This is a genomic window from Streptomyces sp. NPDC001156, assembly GCF_053598275.1.
Genome location: NZ_JBSFJX010000038.1, coordinates 1 through 19,120, shown reverse-complemented (window position 1 = coordinate 19,120; position 19,120 = coordinate 1). Strand labels below are relative to the sequence as shown.

At 67.8% G+C, this 19,120-nt stretch carries 19 protein-coding genes and 1 tRNA gene; 10 read left to right on the top strand and 10 right to left on the bottom strand.

What is annotated here, in order from left to right:
* Positions 1–37: 37 nt before the first annotated feature.
* Positions 38–337, bottom strand: a complete 300-nt coding sequence (locus tag ACWDA7_RS19940; RefSeq protein WP_450605582.1) for a hypothetical protein — start codon at positions 335–337, stop codon at positions 38–40.
* Between the two features lie 980 nt (positions 338–1,317).
* Here ACWDA7_RS19940 and ACWDA7_RS19935 point away from each other — a divergent pair.
* Positions 1,318–1,794 carry a DUF6924 domain-containing protein gene (locus tag ACWDA7_RS19935; RefSeq protein WP_450605581.1) on the top strand — a complete coding sequence of 159 codons (477 nt, stop codon included), beginning with the start codon at positions 1,318–1,320 and terminating at the stop codon, positions 1,792–1,794.
* 187 nt (positions 1,795–1,981) lie between these two features.
* The gene (locus tag ACWDA7_RS19930; RefSeq protein WP_450605580.1) at positions 1,982–2,227 is read left to right on the top strand and encodes a hypothetical protein; all 246 of its coding nucleotides are present in this window, start codon (positions 1,982–1,984) and stop codon (positions 2,225–2,227) included.
* A 351-nt stretch (positions 2,228–2,578) separates the two neighbouring features.
* On the opposite strand, the gene ACWDA7_RS19925 is transcribed toward ACWDA7_RS19930, so the two are convergent.
* The 5 genes from ACWDA7_RS19925 to ACWDA7_RS19905 all read right to left on the bottom strand — a co-directional run bounded on the left by ACWDA7_RS19925 (position 2,579) and on the right by ACWDA7_RS19905 (position 9,442).
* Positions 2,579–2,845: a hypothetical protein gene (locus ACWDA7_RS19925; RefSeq protein ID WP_450605579.1), complete on the bottom strand. Its 267-nt coding sequence runs from the start codon at positions 2,843–2,845 to the stop codon at positions 2,579–2,581.
* Between the two features lie 154 nt (positions 2,846–2,999).
* Entirely contained in the window at positions 3,000–4,409 is a 1,410-nt protein-coding gene (locus ACWDA7_RS19920; protein ID WP_450605578.1) for a Cys-Gln thioester bond-forming surface protein, read from the bottom strand.
* Positions 4,410–4,699: 290 nt separating this feature from the next.
* Positions 4,700–5,188 (bottom strand): single-stranded DNA-binding protein, encoded by a 489-nt coding sequence (locus tag ACWDA7_RS19915; protein WP_450605577.1) that lies wholly within the window; start codon positions 5,186–5,188, stop codon positions 4,700–4,702.
* Positions 5,189–5,450: 262 nt separating this feature from the next.
* On the bottom strand, positions 5,451–7,424 hold the full coding sequence (locus tag ACWDA7_RS19910) for a GTP-binding protein (protein WP_450605616.1): 1,974 nt from the start codon (positions 7,422–7,424) through the stop codon (positions 5,451–5,453).
* Positions 7,425–7,816: 392 nt separating this feature from the next.
* Positions 7,817–9,442, bottom strand: a complete 1,626-nt coding sequence (locus ACWDA7_RS19905) for a dynamin family protein (protein ID WP_450605576.1) — start codon at positions 9,440–9,442, stop codon at positions 7,817–7,819.
* A gap of 305 nt (positions 9,443–9,747) precedes the next feature.
* Between ACWDA7_RS19905 and ACWDA7_RS19900 the strand changes: the two genes are divergently transcribed.
* Positions 9,748–9,823: transfer RNA gene (locus tag ACWDA7_RS19900), tRNA-Arg, on the top strand.
* A gap of 175 nt (positions 9,824–9,998) precedes the next feature.
* Here the strand turns inward: ACWDA7_RS19900 and ACWDA7_RS19895 are convergent.
* A complete protein-coding gene (locus ACWDA7_RS19895; RefSeq protein WP_450605575.1) occupies positions 9,999–10,790 on the bottom strand; it encodes a tyrosine-type recombinase/integrase in 792 nt (263 codons plus the stop codon).
* A 16-nt stretch (positions 10,791–10,806) separates the two neighbouring features.
* On the opposite strand from ACWDA7_RS19895, the gene ACWDA7_RS19890 reads away from it, so the two are divergent.
* On the top strand, positions 10,807–11,196 hold the full coding sequence (locus ACWDA7_RS19890; protein WP_450605574.1) for an SUKH-3 domain-containing protein: 390 nt from the start codon (positions 10,807–10,809) through the stop codon (positions 11,194–11,196).
* Positions 11,197–12,117: 921 nt separating this feature from the next.
* Here the strand turns inward: ACWDA7_RS19890 and ACWDA7_RS19885 are convergent.
* Positions 12,118–13,191: an IS110 family transposase gene (locus ACWDA7_RS19885; protein WP_450605573.1), complete on the bottom strand. Its 1,074-nt coding sequence runs from the start codon at positions 13,189–13,191 to the stop codon at positions 12,118–12,120.
* Positions 13,192–13,599: 408 nt separating this feature from the next.
* On the opposite strand from ACWDA7_RS19885, the gene ACWDA7_RS19880 reads away from it, so the two are divergent.
* From ACWDA7_RS19880 to ACWDA7_RS19865, 4 genes are all read left to right on the top strand, one after another.
* On the top strand, positions 13,600–13,851 hold the full coding sequence (locus ACWDA7_RS19880; protein WP_450605572.1) for a hypothetical protein: 252 nt from the start codon (positions 13,600–13,602) through the stop codon (positions 13,849–13,851).
* Positions 13,852–14,390: 539 nt separating this feature from the next.
* Positions 14,391–14,690 carry a hypothetical protein gene (locus ACWDA7_RS19875; protein ID WP_450605571.1) on the top strand — a complete coding sequence of 100 codons (300 nt, stop codon included), beginning with the start codon at positions 14,391–14,393 and terminating at the stop codon, positions 14,688–14,690.
* A 374-nt stretch (positions 14,691–15,064) separates the two neighbouring features.
* On the top strand, positions 15,065–15,466 hold the full coding sequence (locus ACWDA7_RS19870) for a hypothetical protein (RefSeq protein ID WP_450605570.1): 402 nt from the start codon (positions 15,065–15,067) through the stop codon (positions 15,464–15,466).
* 232 nt (positions 15,467–15,698) lie between these two features.
* On the top strand, positions 15,699–15,947 hold the full coding sequence (locus ACWDA7_RS19865) for a hypothetical protein (protein ID WP_450605569.1): 249 nt from the start codon (positions 15,699–15,701) through the stop codon (positions 15,945–15,947).
* Positions 15,948–16,034: 87 nt separating this feature from the next.
* On the opposite strand, the gene ACWDA7_RS19860 is transcribed toward ACWDA7_RS19865, so the two are convergent.
* On the bottom strand, positions 16,035–16,418 hold the full coding sequence (locus tag ACWDA7_RS19860) for a hypothetical protein (protein ID WP_450605568.1): 384 nt from the start codon (positions 16,416–16,418) through the stop codon (positions 16,035–16,037).
* 303 nt (positions 16,419–16,721) lie between these two features.
* Here ACWDA7_RS19860 and ACWDA7_RS19855 point away from each other — a divergent pair, with 303 nt between their 5' ends.
* Positions 16,722–17,108 carry a hypothetical protein gene (locus ACWDA7_RS19855; RefSeq protein ID WP_450605567.1) on the top strand — a complete coding sequence of 129 codons (387 nt, stop codon included), beginning with the start codon at positions 16,722–16,724 and terminating at the stop codon, positions 17,106–17,108.
* 278 nt (positions 17,109–17,386) lie between these two features.
* Here ACWDA7_RS19855 and ACWDA7_RS19850 read toward each other — a convergent pair whose 3' ends face one another.
* The gene (locus ACWDA7_RS19850; RefSeq protein ID WP_450605615.1) at positions 17,387–18,283 is read right to left on the bottom strand and encodes an RNA polymerase sigma-70 factor; all 897 of its coding nucleotides are present in this window, start codon (positions 18,281–18,283) and stop codon (positions 17,387–17,389) included.
* 509 nt (positions 18,284–18,792) lie between these two features.
* On the opposite strand from ACWDA7_RS19850, the gene ACWDA7_RS19845 reads away from it, so the two are divergent.
* Positions 18,793–19,120: PAS domain S-box protein (locus ACWDA7_RS19845; RefSeq protein WP_450605566.1), on the top strand; the 328-nt coding region annotated here is incomplete at its 3' end.

Here is a 19,120-nt window from a genome sequence, read left to right as displayed (position 1 = left end):
GGCGCCCTCGCACGGCCCAGAGACGGCCCGGGAGTGATCAACCGGGCAGCCGAACCTTCACCTGGTGGTTGTGGTGAGCATGATCAATCACTTCGCCCTCCACGTAGGCGCCCATGGCGGGCAGCTCCATCCAGCGCGGCATGGCCGTGATCTCAGCCAGCGCCACAGCGTTCGGGACACCCTCCATACGGAAGAAGACTCCGAAGCGCTGGCGACCGATGACCTCCCCACCGACGCGAGTGCCAACCGGTAGAGCGACGACGGTCGCCTCCCAACACCGCCGAACCGCCTCGGCCGCCGGCGCCTTGCGGCCCGTGGGCCACACGTACTCGTCCATGGGCAGATCATGACTACCCAGAGCCGTGGCACGCGCCAAAAGGTTGAGGGATACGGCGACGTCCATTGCTGTTGCCGTCAAGGACTGCCGTCAACTGTCGGCCGGCACGAAGCTCCCTCTGTAGCACCAGCCGGTGCCACGTCGCACAGGCGTTCGATAGCGGCATCGGCTGCAAGAGCGTTCAGAAGCGCTTGAAGGACACCGGCCTGCCGGCCCGATCGAGAGGTTGGGGTGTGTCGAGTGCCGTTCCCTCCGATTTCGTCGGCCAACCGGGCGGCCTCACGAACAGCCAGAACCTGCCGTCCGGCAGCCCGTGCCCCCTCGGAAAGGGATAGGTCTTGACCACCTGGTTCGTGGCGATTCTGATCGCTGTGGCATCGAAGACAACGGGTCGAAGGTGAGCCATCGTGCATCGGCTCCTGCAGTCCCCGGGACCGGGCCGGTGAGGCAGTAACTGCCGTCCGCGGGTCCGCATTGAACCCGAAGCCACCCGCATTCCAGTCCCAGGAAGCAGCGGCGTCAGGCCCCTTCGGGGAATCCACTCGCATGCACAACCCACTGCTATCTGGTTGTGCATCCAGCTGCCAGTGAATTCCGTTGGTCACCGCTCGGGTAAGTACCGTGTTCCGTATCCCGCTTTGCCGCGATCTGGCCGGGTCATAGTCTTCAGCCGATGACAGAGATGCCGCCCGCCGCGCCCAGCCCTCGACGTCAGAGTTGATGACGCTCCTGCTCGACCCACACAGCGCCGAAACCGCCGCCCGCAACCCCGCCATCCCTGTCGCCGTGCTGCACCGCATGGTCACATTCGCGACCCCGCACATCAAGACTCCACATCGCCCCTCACGGAAGTAGGGCCGCGAGGACCAGAGCCTCCGGAGCTTGATCAACGGTGCTCACGCGAGCGCGGTCAGAGCCTCGAAAACGGCCCGTGAGACAGTCGGGCACGGCTCACCGATCGTCACCGAGGAAAAAGATCCATGAGAGCGCTGCCCGCCGTCACCGGCCGTGATGAGTTCGACGTCCTGGTCGTCAGGACCGACTACCACGACGACCAGGCGTGGCAGGACGTGACAGCGGCGCTGATGGAGCCCTGGGGGGACAGGCAATACGAGGCTCACGTCCACCTCGTAGACGACCCGGCCTGGGCAGGAGCGACCGTTGACGAGGTGCTGAATGCGGTCTGCGCCGACGAGAACCTGGCCGTTGTCTTCCTCGCCGACCGGACAACCATGCAGGCCGAAAGCCACGCGTTGCTGGCGGTCACCACGCTGACGCGGGAGGAGTGCGTGGACGACGAAGACTACGAGCAACTGACCGAGTTCGGCCGCGAGTTCCGCACCATCCCCGCAGGGGTTCACGACGTCCACGCAAATCTGAGCATCGGCAACCTGGGCTTCGAGGAGTACGCCGCATGGGCTCACGATGATCCCGAAGGAATCTACCGGTCCTTCTGAAGAAGCCTCACGGAACGGCGGACAGAGCCAATTTCAGGAATCCTCATCAGCGACGGGTAGTCCGCAGAGGTGTGCGGTTGTCCGCCGCTGTCCGTGGGCGTTGTCACGCAGTTAGACACTCACCCACCCAGGAAGCGGTGTCGTAAGAGTCGGCTAGGTTGCACGGATGACTGCCATGGATCCGCTCGTGCCGGCACTTACCGGTCTACTCGTCGATGTCGTGTGGTGGCTGGATAGTTGCGGGGACGAGGAAGTGGATCCCGACTCCGCGGTGAAGATGATGGAGAGCGTCGGCTGGGTGCTGCTGCAACAGCCCATGGACCAACGCCACCGCCTGTTGCAGGTGTTCGCGGACTTGGCCAAAGCTGAGCAAGATCCTGCGCGGCGCCAATTCCTGGAGTCGTTCCCCTTCGCCATCGGCATGGTCGAGTAGCAAGAGAGCTGAGTGCAAGGCCGACCGGTAGGCGCCCGGCTGCCGGCTCAGCCATGACTGGTTACGGGTGGCCTAACCTGCGGCCGCCAAGTCAATCAGAGCGCCCTTCTACGGCCGCAGGCTTCGCCCAGTTGGCGCTGGGTCAGCCCTAAAGCTTTCCACCTCAGCTTGATGACTCGGCCGTGGTCGCCGTCTCGTGAGGCGTCTCGGAGTCCACTGGCCAAGATCGCTGGAGACGTCATCGACGAGATCCTCACCGCGCAACCCACGCCTCGTGGTCGCCGTGGCCTCGCGTGAGCAGCGCTACGTACTCCGTTGCGGGGACAGAGTTCGGGAACGCGGCTGAAGGCTTCAGTGTTTGTCGGGGCAGATCGCCTTGGCCACTTCGCTCAGATCGTTGTTCAGCTGATGATCGCGCCCGGGCAGCCGGTGCACCTTCGCCTGTGGAATCACGCGGGCATAGAGGTCGGCATGCGACGGTAGGGCGGTCTCGTCCTCGAGTCCGTGGAACACATGCACCCGCGCGCCGTGCGGCAGCCTCGCGCCAAGGTCGCCGGGCAGCTCGAACTCGTCGCCTGGCCAGCCGCCCTGACCGACGAATGGGGCGGCGATCAGCACGATCGCCGCTAGCCTGCGCTCCGGGGGCTGCTCGGCGAGTGCGTGGATGAGGATCGTCCCCAGGCGGCTTGAATGAGGTGCCGTCGGCCGCCGTCGTCCACAGGGCGTGGACGACGGCGGCCGATGGAACAGCCTGGAGGCCGGCCGCGTGGACTCAGTCGACCGTCGGCGTCTCTTTCTTGCGGAGCAGCACGAGCGTCGCGCCGCCGATCACGACGAAGGCGATCGCCGTGCCCGCGATGATCGGGGTCGCGCTCGATGTGCCGGTCTCGGCGAGGTTGGTGTCCGTGGGTGCCGTACCGCCCACCGTCGCCGGGCTCGGCTCAGTGAGGAGCTGGGCCGCCAGTCCACCCGTGCTGCTCTCGGTCTTGCAGTCCAGGACGCCCTTGAACCACTTCCCGAAGCCGCCCGCACCCTTGATCGAGAAGTCGTAGGCCTGGTCCTCCTGCAACGGGACCGTCACGGTCCGCGTCTTTCCCGCCGGAACGGAGTGCGAGGTGCCCATCAGCTCGAACGTGAACGGCGCATCGCCCGTGTTCGTCGCGGTGATGTCCAGGCCGCCCTTGGCACAATTTTTCTCGGCCGACAGCGCGGGTATCGCGCCGGTGAAGGCCCAGCTCGCCGTCGCCGTCGCCGAGACGGTCGACTCGCTGGAGCCGGCGAGTATCTGCGTCTGGCTCCGGGTCTCGGAGGCGAAGGCCCGGCCGACCGGCACGGTGGTCGACGCCTGCACGGTCAGTTCGGCCGAACCGTCCTGCGCCTTCTTCGGCACCTCGAAGTAGATTCGTGCGCCATTGGCGGCGGACGTCACCTCCTTGCCGTCCTTGTCGACGATCTTGACGCCGGACATCGTGGGGTCAACCGGCGGTGTCACCGTGACGCTGTCGGCGTTCGTGTGGACCGTCACCGGGCCGAGCCGCTCCCCGGGATGGCCCGAGACGGCGGGCGGGTCCAAGGTCAGGGACGCCGAGGGCTCAGGGAGGTCCTGGGCGCTCTTCTCCAGGTAGTCCGCGAGCTTTTCCGCCCGGGGGGCGACCGCGTCCACGTGAGCGCCGTCCGAGTAGCGCCAGATCGCCACCTGGGTGCCGGCCGCCGCGTCCTGTTCGGTGAGGCCGCTCGCACCGGCCTTGGCCGCCAGTGCCGCCAGGTTGTTCACCTGCGGGTAGGAGTTGCGCAGAATCCAGCGGATCTTGCCCGCGTTCTTGTTGCCGTTCAGAGACGTGCCGCTCCAGGGCGTCTCGTGATACTTGGCGTCCTTCTGCGCGGGGTTGTGAATGTCGATGCAGTACGTCTGCAGGGTGCCGCCGTTGTCGACGGACATCTCGAACAGCCCTGCGGACACCTGCTCCTCCGTGCCGCCGTCATGGACGACGGCGGCACCGTATGTCTTGAGGCCGCCTATGGTCGCGGTTGCGCCACCCTCGCTCTGCGGTGTCCCGTCGGCGACCGCCACGCCCGCGGTGGCCAGCAGGCCTGCCGCGACGAGTCCGGACACCAGCGTCGCGGCGGCGAGGCGGGCGACCCCTCGCCTGCGTGCGGGCGACGCGGACAACGAAGAAAACACAGAATTCCCCTTCGAGCAGGACCCGTTGACGTGGGGGGTGCGGTCCCACCAGCAGAATCAGAAGCCCCGAGAACTACGTCCGGCATCCTATGAACGCGGCGCACCCCCCTCCCCAGTAATGTCATCCGATAACCGATCCGACTCGGAATCGTTATCGCTCACACAGCCTGTGAGCTGCGCTTATCGATGAGTTACATAAGGATCCTTGGGACGTTGTCCGATGGATGCCTCGATAAGCGGCAGTTGGGCCCAAGCTCAGGCGGAGCGGGCTTGAGCGCACCTGCCTGACGTCACGTCACTCCCGCAGGCTCGGGCTCAGGTAGGGCCGCCGCCCCGGATTGGTCAGGTTCCTCGGGCCGACCCGGCGACTCCGTCTCCCAATTGGGCTCCGGTTGCGGTGACGTCCCGCCCTGTGCCTCGGGCCTGGTCGACCGCCGGAAGGCCGAGGTGCTCCGCGACAGATCATGACCGATCGCCACCGCGTCGAGGTCGGCCGACAGCCAGCCTTGGCCCTCCCGCTGCTCGGTCCGTACCTTCAGCCGCCCCTGGACCACGAGCGGATCGCCCACGGCCACGGACGCGGCCACGTTGGTGGCCAGGGAGCGCCGGGTCCACACCGTGAAGAAGTTGGTGTGCCCGTCCGTCCACGTGTTCTTCTCCCGGTCCAGATACCGAGCCGTCACCGCCAGCCGGAAGCGCGCCGTCGGACCCGTCGGCGACTCCCGGTACACCGGCTGAGTGGCGACGTTGCCGACCACGCACACCGTCGTCTCGTTCATGCGGAACCCCTCCCTCGTCCCGGCTCACAGGCCGGGTGGTACACGTACGGGCCCGTCCCGTACGGCTGCGTCTGCGGCGGCGGACCTGCCAGGTCGCATACCGCCGCCCTACGACGACCGCGTTCGCTGCGATCGCCGCGGGATCAGACTGCCTCCGCCGGGACGAGCCCGCTGAGCGCTGTGGGCTACCGGCCGGTTGTGGACAAATCGGCCACCCGAACGAGTCCGTCCGCCCATCGTCGGCATCTCCGCCGACCGGGCTTCACCTCACTCGTGCTCCCGCCTCGACCCCCGTGACCTTCGCGTACTCCCCCCGCACCTCCCCGTACCGCAGCAACTCCGCCGCCAGCGGATCCAGCACCCGTGCCCGTCCGCACCCGGCCGCCGCCTCCCGCAGCCGCCGTTCCGCCTCCAGCCCGTACCTCCGGGCCGGTCCGCGCGCACCCATCCGGCAGCTCCACTCGACGAACGGGCCACCGACGACGCCGGCCAGCACCAGCAGCGCCGGCGTCCCGAGGCCGGTCGGCATGAACCCGATGATCTGGCCCAGGACCCAGAGCACCCCCACGACCTGGAGGAGTGTCATCGCCACCTGGGCCATCACGGCGGCGGGCCACCACCCCGGGCGCGGCGGCCGGTCCGGCGCCTTGGCGACGTCCACCGCCAGTTCGTCGAGGGCCTCAGGCAGTCCCTGCGCGCCACGCACCGCGGCCTCACGCACCGCCTGGGCCCAGGGCGTGGGAAGCCCGGTCGCGGCCCGGTCCGCCACCGTCCGTACCGCCTGCTCCACGCGCTGCCGTGCGGTGGCTTCCTCATCCGCGGGGGTGCGCTCGGAATCGGCGGGCGCACGCACGGGCAACCGTCCCGTAGAGGGTTCTCGCCGGTCCCGGCACCGTCGCCACAAGCGCAACCAGGGCGTGCCGCAGGCTCGGTTGGCGTTGCGCAGCCACACACGCTCGGCGGCATCGCCCGCCGCGGTGGCTCCCACCGCGTCCGCGAGGCGTGCGGTGAACTCCTCGCGCGCCTCCTCACTGAGCCCGCCGCGGCCACCGGCCGCATAAACGGGCCGGAGGCGGGCCGCGGCCGCGTCCACATCGGCGGAGATGCGGCGCGCCGCCGCCCCGCGCTCCGCCACGAACTGACCGAGCAGTTCCCTCAGTTCGCCCACGCCCTCGCCGCTGAGCGCGGACAGGGCGAGGACCGTCGCCCCGGGCTCGCCGTACTCACCCAGCGCGATACCGTCCCCGTCGAGCAGCCGCCGCAGGTCGTCGAGCACCTGCTCCGCGGCCTCCCCGGGCAGCCGGTCGACCTGGTTCAGGACGACGAACATGACCTCGGCGTGCCCTGCCAGCGGCCGCAGGTACCGCTCGTGCAGGACTGCGTCGGCGTACTTCTCGGGATCGACGACCCAGATGACCGCGTCCACCAGCGCCAGGATGCGGTCGACCTGCTCCCGGTGCTTCACGACCGCGGAGTCGTGGTCGGGCAGATCGACCAGGACGAGCCCCGCCAGCTGGGCGTCGTCCGGTGACTGCATCGGGCGCCGCCGCAACCGTCCCGGGATGCCGAGCCGGTCGATGAGCGCGGCCGCGCCGTCGCTCCAACTGCACGCGACGGGCGCCGCCGTCATCGGCCGCCGTACGCCGGTCTCCGAAATCGCCACACCGGCCAGCGTGTTGAAGAGAGTCGACTTGCCGCTGCCGGTGGCACCCGCGATGGCGACCACGGTGTGCTCCCCCGAGAGCCGGCGGCGCGCGGACGCCTCGTCCAGGACCCGGCCCGCCTCGGCGAGCGTGTCGCCGTCCAGCCGGGTCCGCGACAGGCCCACGAGCTCGCGCAGCGCATCCAGCCGCGACCGCAAGGGGCCGTCGTACGCCAGGGGCTCGGGTTGTCGAGCCACGGGAGAGCGGGGCTCCACGATCATGCCCCCCTCCTGATCGAGGGCCATCCCCAGCACGCGCCTCGCGATCAGTCCGTCGTCCCAGCCGGTGGTTCCGATGCCGTTCCCAGGCTCTTCGCGCTGCGCGCACGCACACAGCGGGTCGCTCTCCACACGCGCGTGCCGGGCTTCGTCATCCGCCCGCGCATGCGGGTCCTCGCCCGCGACAGGCGAGTGTCTTGGGCCGCCTTCCGCCCACGCGTGGCCTGGGTCGTTCCCCACGCGCGCGTGCCCTGCGTCATTGCCCGCGCGCCCGTGTCCGGGGCCGTTCCCCGTGCCGGCGTGCCTCGAGTCGATTCCCGCGTAAGGCCGGGCGTCCTCCTGCGCGCTCGCGGTCGCTCCGGCCGCTGGAGAACCCTCCCGGGCTCCGGGATCCGCGCCCTGGCCCCCCTTCGGGCGCGCCGGACTCCGCGGGCCTTCGGGCACGTGATCACCTTTCCTGCCGCCCCGGACGGAATCGCGTCTCGTACCCGCCCCCCCGAGTCCGCCCTCCGTGCCGGCCCGGTCGGAACCGCGCTCCACGCGCGCGTGCACGATGTCGTCGCCTGCCGTGCGGAGGGAGGGGACCCCCCGCCCGTCCCGGGCTCGCCGGCCGGCCGCGGCCACGGCGCCGTCCGAGCGCTCCTCCGCGGGCTCGGCCTTCGGATGTTGGACGTGACCCGTGCGGTCGCCGGCGGGAGTCACCACGGTCACCTCTCCTTCTGCAGTACGGACAGCGCGGCAATGAGTTCGGCCTGGGGCTCGACTTGGACGTCGAGGGCGTCCAGAGGGGCCAGACGGCGCTCGCGTTCCGTGCGCAGCGCCCGGTCGAGGTACTCGGACAGCACGCCTGCGGAGCGATCGCGCAGCCGTAGCGCCTTGTGTGCGCCGATCCGTTCGGCGAGTTCCTCGCCGGCGGGCCGCGCCCGGTCACCACCGAGGAGAGTGGTGGCAAGAAGGGCAGCCACCGCGTCGGAGTCCGGTGCGGCGCTCTTGTCGAGGTCGCGGACCTCTTCCTCGGCGTACTCCTCGAGGACGCGCCGCCAGCGTCGTACGGTCATCCCGATGCGGTGCTCGGCACTCTCCAACGTCGGATCACGGTTCGTCAACTCGGGAGCGGCAGCCGCGGGTTCTCGCCGCCAGGCATCGTCGATGCGTTCGTCGGCGGCCGTGACGGCGCACAACAGCAGGGCGGCCAGGCTCCCGGTCAATGAGTCCAGGAGTTCACCGGAAGTGCAGTCGAGGGGGTAGCTGCGCCACCGCTTCAGGGCGTCGCCGGCGAGCACCGCCCCGGACTCCAGACTGTGCCGCACGCGCGCGTACTCGCTGTCGTACGCCGTGTCGACGGCGGCAGTGAGCCGCAGAGCCGCGGCGTACTGAGCGGCGGCCGCGCCGGCCAGCTCAGGCATACGGGACCGCAGGGAGTCGAGGACTCCCCGGGCCGTACGCGCCATGGCGGCCTCCCGGGCGGCGGGGTCCTGCACCTGGTACGTCAGCCAGGCACGCAGGGGCGCGACCGCGGTGGCGGGCAGCAGACCCCCGCCCCAGGCGGACTCGGGCAGCTCGGGCACGGTGAACCGGGGCACGTGGCCAAGCCCGGCCTTGGTGAGCAGAGCGCCGTATTGCCGCGACACCTCGGACACGACCTGGTGCGGTACCCGGTCGAGCACGGTGATGAGGGTCGCCCGGTGCTCCTTGGCGGTCCGCAGCAGATGCCAGGGCACGGCGTCGGCGTAACGGGCGGCAGTGGTGACCATGACCCAGATGTCGGCGGCGCTGATCAGCTCCGCGGCGAGGATCCGGTTGTCCGCGACCAGGGAATCGATGTCAGGCGCGTCGAGCAGCGCCAGCCCGCGCGGCAGTGTGTCGGCGGTCTCGATACGCAGCACCGTTTCCTCACGCCCGACGGCACCCTGAAGCTCCTCTACATCGTGAAGATCCTCGCCAGGGTCCTGGTGCGGCAGCCACACGCGGGTGAGGCGGGGCAGCACCCGCATCCCACTGAACCAGTGATGGTCCTCGGGATGGCACACGAGGACGGGGGTACGCGTCGTGGGCCGCAACACGCCCGCCTCGCTGACCTTGCGCCCTACGAGAGAATTGACGAGGGTCGACTTGCCGGCTCCGGTCGATCCCCCGACGACGGCCAGCAAGGGCGCTTCAGGCTCTCTCAGCCGGGGCACCACATAGTCGTCGAGCTGCGCGAGGAGCTCGTCGCGGTTGGCACGCGCCCGTGGAGCCCCCACCAGGGGCAGCGGGAAGCGGGCGGCGGCGACACGGTCGCGCAGGGCAGAGAGTGCTTCGAACAGCTGAGGCCGTACGTCCAAGGTCACCACATGCGAAGAATGCCCAACTTTGTCAGCTTTCTGAAGCATATGCATGTGTCTGCGCGCCGACAGGACACAGTGGACGGAAGGGGCGACTGGGGCGCAGGCATAACGAGTACACAACACCCGGTGCGCGAGGCGCGAAAAGCGGTGCACGATTCGTACCTGCCTGCGATTATCGGAGCGCTTCACTGAACCTCCACATCGAGCCACGGAGGCGAAGCACGAGGGACACGGACCGGAGAGCCCTATCCTTGTCCCCGGCAAGGTCGCGGATCGGCCCATACCCGGGCACCAGACAGGCCACCACACCGGCCCCCGTAGCTCAGTGGATAGAGCAGGCGCCTTCTAAGCGCTTGGCCGCAGGTTCGAGTCCTGCCGGGGGCGCCACTGAGAGCCCTCCCACCGGGAGGGCCTTTTTGCTGGTCAGGGCGGATGCGGCCCGACACGGCGAAGCCCCGGGCGCTCCTCGACGATCAAGGGAAGGCTCCGGGGTTGTCCGGCTGTCACCGGGTTTTCGCGGGTGGCCGTGTCGAATACGTGTCGAAGTTCTCGGTCTGGAGAATCAGCTGACGCAAGGCGGCTCCGGAAGATCACCGGCGGCTTCGAGCCGCTTCTTCAGGTCGGAAAGCTGCCCATCGACACAGCGGGCGTAGGTGGCCAGGAGCACGGGGACGCTGTTCCCGGCCCACTCCGCCACCTGGGCGGGCGGAATCCCGTCGTTGAGCCACTTGGTCAGGCGCGTGTGCCGGTTGTCGTATACGCGCCTCCCCGTGGGCGAATCGAAGACGTGCGGAGATAACGCCGCCTTGCGCGCACTGTGCCATGCCCGGCGGATGACGGAGCCCGCGAGGATGCCACCCGCCTCCCCCTGGAACAGCAGATCCCCTGGTTTGAGCCGTTCGTCCTCGATGTGCTGCCGCAAGATCCGCGTCAGGGCGGGATGCCCCGGCACGGTGCGCGTCTCGCCCTCGGCCCGGCCCTTCAGGTCGCGTTCTTCGTGGATCTCCCCCGTGTCGGTCCACTGCTTTCCGATCTCCGGTGTCGCCGTGTGGATCAGCAGCTCGGACCACTGGTCGCCGGCATCGGAGGCGGGCAGCGTCACGTCCTCCACGCGCATGGCTACGACTTCCTCGGGTCGCGGGCCGCAGTAGTACAGCGTGGCGAAGAAGGCATGCAGCCGTTTACCTCCGCGGGGCCGCCGGCGGATCCAGTCGAGGAGCGCCGCCGCCTGCTCCGGGTTCATCAAAGATCGCTTGTCCACGGCGTCGGTGGTCTTGGTGACAGCGGTCGACTCCTTGCCCTTGGGGAGAGGGTTGGTCGCCTCGGGATGGGCACCTGGACGGAAGGTAGACACAGGCCGCTGGCGATCTATGTTCGAGCGAACCGGCTTGTCCATGCACGACGCCGCGGAGGCCTTCCTGCGCGAGTTCGGCGGTCTCGCGGTCAACGTCAGCGGGCCGGGGATCAGTCGTGCGCGACAGCCGTTCGAGCTGGACCCAGAGCTGACTTGGGGCAGCGAGGAAGGCCGGTTTCTGGAGTGGGGCGAGTCGATCGGGCGTCAGCTCTTCCCCGTGGGCGAGCATGATCACGGTCGATTCTTCCTGGCCATTGATGAGGTCAGCGAGATCTACCTGGTCGAGACCTGGGTAGCCAGCTTCGGGCCGATGCCGCAAGCCCTTGAGAACTTGATTCTCGGCGTAGCGCCACACGTGATCGATGACGGGTACGGACCGACGACGGATGCGAACGCACCCGTCTAGTCCCAGTTGATGCGCGACGCTTTGATCGCAGGTGACGTTTTGACGCTGGCGAGCAACCGGACTCACCAGAACGAATCGGTCGTTTCAATAACGCGGATGCCGCCGAGGGGCGACCTTCCACAGGCCTGAGTGCCCGCGAGCTTGCATCGGCTGACTCAGGGGGCGCACGCCTGCGAACCTCCAGAGCCAGCCGCCACCCGATGAAGTCGCCTCTGCCCTGGAGCAGTCGACCAGCTGGCCTACTCCGAAGATCAGGCCGAAGTGGCGTGGCCGCTGGTCCGATCGCCATCCGCGGTACCCCGGCCAATCCAGAGTCGGCCTCCCCTGCATTCCCGCCGGGAGCTTGGCCGCGTGATCCTCGGTGCGCGCCGCATGTATGAGCGCGAGCCCGCGGTGGGGTGTGGCGTTGCGACGAGCCAGCACGTCCAGATTGCCGAAGACCAAATGGCGCGCCCAGGGTTCCCGGACGGTCACGGCGCGAAGCGCAGCCTCCCACGATCGACGTTCTGCGCGACCTGGCATCATGACGCCCCTCCCTGCCCTTGAGAACGATCACAGACTTGAACCAACCGGTCACCGCCACTGCCAACCATCAGCTGGGACCGACGAGCGTCGCGCGTCTACCTGGACCGGACAGATGCGAACGCCCTGGCGGGATAAGACTTTCCCTACGTTCATCAAGCCCCGGCTGCGCCTCCGCGCGCCCACAGGTGGATAGGGCCAGCGGCCATGAGTCGATCACCCGCATAGAGCAGGCCACGGTCCAGGCAATGCCTCCGGCGGGGGATCGGCCGGCACCGGGATGGAGGGGCGCCGTTGCCGGCTGCGGGTCCGTAGTGGCGTGCGTGGTGGGCTCCCATCCCGTCCGCCGTCGACCCAGGCAGAGCCGAGCAGACGCGGCCCCTGGCGTCCAGGAAGCTCCTATAGATCGTCAAGCGGCTGTAGGAGGTGTAGTTGTGGGGTATTCATGCTGGTCAGATGCTTGTAGACCTCTCGAGCGATGAAGCGTTTGAGGCAGCGGAAGATGTCCTTCTTGGACATGCCTTCGGCAGTGCGTCGCGCGACGTAGAGCCGGGTGCGGGGGTCGTAGCGCATACGCACGAGGGCGATCGTGTGGAGGGCATGGTTGGCTTGGCGGTCGCCGCCGCGGTTGAGGCGGTGGCGCTTGGTCCGGCCGGAACTGGCAGAGATGGGGGCTGCTCCGCACAGGTGGGCGAAGGAAGCTTCGGACTTCAGCCGATCGGGATTGTCGCCTGCGGTGATCAGGAGTTGGGCGGCCGTCTCGGTGCCCACACCGATCAAATCCACCAGCCCGGGAGCCGCTTGCGCGACCAGGGGGTCGAGTTCGGCGTCGGCCTCGGCTATCTCCTGGGTGAGGTGCTGGTAGCGGCGGGCCAGACGCCGCAGCGCGGTTCGCACTGCGCAGGTCGGGTCGGCGAGGTCCGCGCCGGGGCGAGAACGGGCCAGCTGCGCAATCAACTGGTGGGTGGGCAGGCCGCGCAGGCGTTCGCGTACCTCTGCAGGGGCGGAGACGATGAGCGTGCGGATCTGGTTGATCGTCTGGGTGCGGGACTTGATGGCCGAGCGGCGGACCACCCGCAGGGACCGGATGGCCTCCACGATGCCGTCGCGGGTCTTGGGCCGGCCGTGGGCGCGGCCGGACAGGACAGCCGTCGCGGCGGCGTAGGCACCGACGGGGTCGGACTTGCCGTTGACCCGCCGGGCCCTGCGGTCAGGTCGGTCGACGTCGACCACGGTCACGGCGTTCGCCCGAAGGAACCTGGCGAGTTCGGAACCGTAGGCGCCGGTCCCCTCAACCCCGACGGCGAGCACGTCACCATGCAAGCGCATCCACTCCAGCAGGCTGCGGTAGCCGTCGGGGGTGGTGGGGAACGGAGCGGTGGCCAGGTGCCGGCCAACGCTGTCAATCACCGCTGCCTGGTGGAAGTCGGTGTGGGTGTCCACGCCGCCGACCACCGCGATCTGATCTGCCATGCTGGCTACTGCTGTCCTTCCGTGCGATACGCGAGGGATCGCACGGGCCGGTCGGGCGTCAGGACAAGACTGTGATGGGACCTTTGGCCGGGCTCCTATGAGGTCACAGGCGCCCGACCGGCCGCGTGCAGAGCGGCACCGCCCAGCCAGCCGACGATTCCTGGAAAGGACAGCCCGAAGCGTCAATCGTTCGGTGGGTCAGGCCGCCGAGCGATGCCGTGATCAATCCTCACAGTCGTTCGTACAGTGGCGCGCTCCACCTGGACGCCAGGAACCACGCCTGCTCCACGGTGTGTGGGTCGACGGCGGACGGGATGGGAGCTGGGGCGAGTAGTGGGTGGAGGAAGGGTGCAGGTGCCCGTGCCACCGCAACTCGCACTGGGCACGCGGCGGCGCTACAGTCCGCGCATGCAGCCACCTACCGTCAACCACGTGCAGCAATCAGGCAAGTTCACTGGCAGACTGCGCCGCCTCGCCCGGCTTTCTTTGCTGCTCGCCTGGTTTGTGGTCTTGGCAGTTCTCACGGTCGTGCTTCAATCCAAGATTCCTCAGCCTTGGTCTGGCCTGGTCTACCTTGTAGCCATGCCTGCCGCCATCCTCCCGGCCAAGCGCAGCTTCGGTCGAGGTCGCTCGGATCGAGAGAATCACTCCAAGATCTGAGATCGCGCCGCTTGCCTGTCCAATGGGACGGAACCGTGCCTGGGAGGCGAGGGGATGTGTAGGAAGGCGTCATGTCACGAGGGGTACGAGGGCTGATCGCCTTCGGCGGGATCGCGTTGATACTTGGGCTCGCGTGCGCGGCGGCCCGGTGGTGGGTGGGCGAATCGTGGACCACCGTGATCGCCCAGTGCTGTTTTGCGGTGGCGATCGGCGTGGCCAGCGCTGTGGGGGCGCGGCGCCGCAAGCAGTAGCGCCTCATCGCGGAGACCACTAAACGCCAGCGCAGCAAGCCTCAGGCGTTACCAAGCCGGGCCGTCCGGGGCACACAACGACGACCAACGCTGACAAGCAACGACAGCTAAGTCGCAGGTCGCAGCGTTGATCGTTCTCGCAGCCGCAGGTCAATGCCCCGGCCCACCACTTCTTCGGCTACTGAGATAAAGCGCAGGTCGCTGCGGCATGCCCGGAATAACAGGCGGTGGATCTTGTCGTCTGCAGCACGCGGTGCCACGATCGGGCACCTGGGCAAGGGGGGTTCGATGCTGCACGTCATCTCACTGGTCGCCGTGGCGGCTGTCGTGGTGCTCTATGCCGTGGCGGGTGTCCTGGCCATAACGACCGGCCGGGCCGTGCCATGGCAGCGGGGGTACATCCTGCGGCCGCGGCTGTGGGGTTCCGGAGCCCTGGTGTTCGGAGCGGGGATGGCGCTGGCCCGGTACAGCGGCACGGTGCGCGACCTCACCGCCTCCGAGGTCGTCTTCGCCTGCAGCTTGCTCATGCTGATCTGCGGTGGGGTGCTGCAGTACGTCGGCCAGCGCGTCGGCCGCCTTCGCGCATGACGGCTGCACGGCGCTCACCCTCCTGAAGAACGCGGTCCGACCTCCGCTCCCAGCCATACAGCGATCGGATGAGACAGCCCTCGCCAAGACCGCGTGCGGCGGCTGACACCAGTGGCTGACACCAACAAGCGCGAACGGCAGCGGACGAGGCCGGACCTCAGTGAACGATCGGTCGAGGCACAGGGGCAGTTGGTCGACGTGGCCGACCCCTGTGATCGACCTGATAAGGATGAGGCCATAGGTTCAAATCCTGTTAGCCCCACCAGCACAAAGACCCCCGGATCGGTCCGGGGGCCTTTGACGTCACTCGCCGACAGCTCCTGGCCAAAGTCGCTACGCCAACCTCGTGGTCCAATGGGCGCCGAGGGGGCCGAATGAGCGAGCAGAGGCTGTCCGAAGCAGGCGCGTGGAAGTACTTGATCGAGACACTCACGATGCTCGCTTTGGACGCGAAGGTCCAGACAGCATGGCTCGACAAGTACCGACTCGAAACCGACGACTTGGCGTTGGACTACGAGAACGCGCGAGCCTCCATCGTGCTCCTCGCCGAGGCCGGCCGTATCGACGTTGCGATGGAGTCGCGCCTCGCACGCATTGACGCGATCCTCGACGCGATGAGCGGGGCGGAGCAGGCTTCCAGGTGGACGTACGAGGCGCTGACGGCCGACGCAGGGTGGCTCAAGGTGCGCCAGCTGGCACGCGAGGCACTAACCGAACTAGCCGGTACTTGGCAGCAGCCGTTGCCCACCCTGGGGATCCACGGTGGCTTTCAATAACTGCCCGGGGCCGTCTCTGGGCCGTCCGAGGCGAACCGGCGTTGACAGATGATGACAACTAGTCCCGGCATCCCGGCAGGTCACAGGCGCAGCTACGGTGAGCCGCCGCACGTCGGAGACTCGGCTCATCACTTCCAGAAGAACTGTGTGCGACCTCCGAGGTCAGAGCACGCGGGCCGTGCCGGTAATGTCCCGGCTGGGCACGTAGGTCATCAGAAGCAGAGGACAAGACATGCAGGCCGCAGACTGGTACGCCCTCGGGCTGTGCGTTGGGATCGGCCTCATACTGGTCATCGCTCGCTTGGTGATGTCCGGTAACCGGATCCACTGGCGAAACAGCGCATGGTGGGAGCGGAGCTACGTCGCCATACTCACAATCTTTGCGCTCTCCGAGACGGACAAGGTCATCCGGATCGTCATGACGGTGACCGCGGTCTGTGCTGCCTACGCGCTTGGCCGGCGGAAACCGTCGCGCCCATAGTTCGCATCGAGGGGCCTGCCAGCTCAAAGCTCCGCGCCGCCGAGCGCGTAGCATCCTGCAAGTGACCACGGTCCCGTCTGAAGACCGTCAGCGCGGATTGGGCCGCGCCGCAGATCCGGATGGCGTTGCTGTCAGCCGAGAAACGGCGGTGAAGGCGACGATGGCCACCGTCGCGCCGACGGCCGTGGCGAGTGCGTCGCCATACATGTTCCCGAGATGCCGACGGGTCAGATCGACGAGGAAGCCAACGCCGAGGCTGCCTGCGAGAGTCGCGGCGATGCCTGCGACCCAGTAGCGATGCCGTTCCCAAAACCACCGGGTCAGCACCATTACGACGGGCGCGGCGACGGGCAGACCGTCCTCCATGCCTCCAAAGAGGCTGAGAATAACGGCTACGACCGCGCACAGCGCCCAGCAGAACCCCGTCTTGCGGGCGGCCTCACGCCATGGAACCCCCCGGACGTTGTCCATTGATACCTCTCCAACCGTCCAGGCAAGTGGACGCGGGGGCCCGGACCCATGTCAAGATCATGTAGCCGTTCCCTCAGGGCACGCGAGGGCACCCAAGCACCACGGACCATGGCGGATGCCAGAACGTGTGGGAGAGCACCGTTCCGCCCATAGTTCACCGGTCAGAGCGGCACTCGCCCCACCTGACTCCTAAAGCGAGTGTTACAGGTTCGAACCCTGCCTGAGATGCAAGGGAACACGTCCGTCGTCGTATGCCAGGCGGGGCGGGAAGGGGCTTGACGTGGGCAGATAGCATCCTGTCCCGTGAAGAGAGCGATCTCCATTGCCGCTGGCACTGTGGGTGCAATCGTGTTTGCTGCAGGCGGGTACGCCGCCGGGGCAGCGAGGGGGACCGGTTCGGCCGAGCTATCGGTGCAGTGCGAGCCAGCCAAGGAGACGTTTACGCGTCTTGCGGGTCAGGTGCGCAAGCAACTGCAGCCGGAAGCAGACACGGACAATCGGAGCACTTCCATAGAAGAAGCGCGGGTGAAGATCCTCACAGCGACTGTGACTCAGAATCCCGCATGCTTCGATGCCGGGATCCGCGCTGAAGCAACGGTTCTGACGCACAACCTGCCTGAGGGACAACGGGATGCTGCCGTGTGTGAACTCATCGATCTCCGGTCCCCCTGTTTCGTCGCGGTCAGCTGACATCGACCCTCGGCGCCTGCCCGCGGAGGAACAGGGTGACATCACCAGCTGACATCAACGTCGCCGGATGGTGATGGATCGGGCTGGACGCGGGAGAACCTGGGGCCACCCAAGGTTGTGCGTTTCCGCAGCCAGTATTCGCCCGGGATCGAACTTGTAAAGCGACGGTCTGCTGCGCTGGGTGGAAACGTCGAGGGTCCGAGTAGACCAGGGGCATCCTGAGCTGCGCCAGCCCGCTTGCGGGCACGCGAACGCAGAACCGACGGAAGGGGGTTGCCTCAAATGTCTAGTGAAGCTACGTAGGGAGCCAGTTTGGCTGGGCTCACCACCCACATAAGGCGCTCGATGCCTCGCTCCGACACATCGGCGGTCACCAGAGCCACCGCGTTTCCGTGGGCCGTGACCAGCGCAGCCGGCCTGCCGTTGGCCTCGACCCAGCGGATGTCCGTCTCAGGCCAGAAACGCGGGGCGTAGGCGACAAGGGTCTTGGAGACGCGTGAACGCCCGACGACCGGAATCTTGGATGCCCCGCGCTTCCCTTCACCGTCGGCGTAACTGACCACGTCCGCCGTGAGAAGCTCCTCGAGCGCCGACAGGTCACCGGTCTGCGCCGCGGTGACGAACGCTTCCAGCAGGCGTCGGTGAGCGCTGGAGCTGACCGGCTCCCTGCGTTCCGCCGACAAATGCTTGCGGGCGCGGCTGACCAACTGGCGCGTATTGGCTTCGCTGGTCTCCAGGATGTCCGCGATCTGCTCGTACGGATAGTTGAAGGCTTCCCTGAGCACGTAAGCAGCACGAGCCACAGGGTTCAGCTTCTCCAGGAGGAAGAGAACCGCCATGTGGAGTGCCTCTGCCCGTTCCGCTCCCAGCTGCGGATCCGTGCTGGTGTCCACCGGCTCCGGAAGCCACGGCCCGATGTAGGACTCGCGCCGCGTCTTGGCGGACTTGGCGCAGTTGATCGCCAGGCGGGTGGTGACCGTAGCCAGGAACGCTGCCGGTTCCTGGATGTCGGAACGGTCGGTGGTCTGCCACCGCAGCCACGCCTCCTGGACGATGTCCTCGGCCTCCGCGGCAGTGCCGAGCACGCGATATGCAATGCCGAAGAGTCGGGGACGCGCAGCCATGAAATCCCTCGCTGCCCGCTCAAGGGAGTCTGCGTCATCACCGGCGCGCATGGGAGCCCTCCAACTCTGGATCATCAGGCTACAAGCCGTCACAGCAGGACGCGCGCCGTGATGGGCGGGCACGAAGCAGCCCTACCGCGGCTCCTTCTGCGATCACCCCCGGAGCGAGATCCCCCGCCTGGTGGCCGCCCCAGCGGATGCCCTTCTCACTACGAATGCGGGCGCGCTCGCGCCGTTGGGCGGCCAGCACGTCGGGAGGTCGGCCGCTGCCTTGCCGGATCTGCGGTGCCCGCGTATTCCACCCCTCCCGCGGACCTGCGGCGGCCGGGGTGGACCGCGTTGATATCAGCCACGGCTGCAGCCCTGTCACAGATCGGAGCCCTGCCCTGTCGACCACCCAAAAGGTACAAATTTAAACGACTTGATCTCAGCGGGACCCGGCCGAGGTCGTCCACGTCCCGCCGGGACACATGCTGCTCCAGCCGTCCACCCCGCCGTGGTCCTGGCCGCCGCAGCCGACCCGCGTGAGAACGAGTCACCTAGGTAAGGAGGACAGCTCGATGACCAACACGGACAGGATGACCCTTGGTAACCGAGCGAACACACGCGAGGTATCCGAGTCGGCGGTCGCGATGCTCGACGAGCGTGGGACGGTGGTCGCATGGACGCAGGCCGCCGAGCAGCTTCTCGGGTACTCCGCCGGGGACGTGGTGGGTCGGTCCGCCGCACTCGTGCTGCTGCCTTCCGAGGAAACGCCGACGATATCGGCGCTCATCGAGCAGTGCCGTGCCCGCAATGACTGGTTGGGCACGATGACGGTGCGCCACCGCGATGGCCGCATGCTCGACATCAACCACCGGATCTCGATGTTGGGGGGGCAGGACGGAA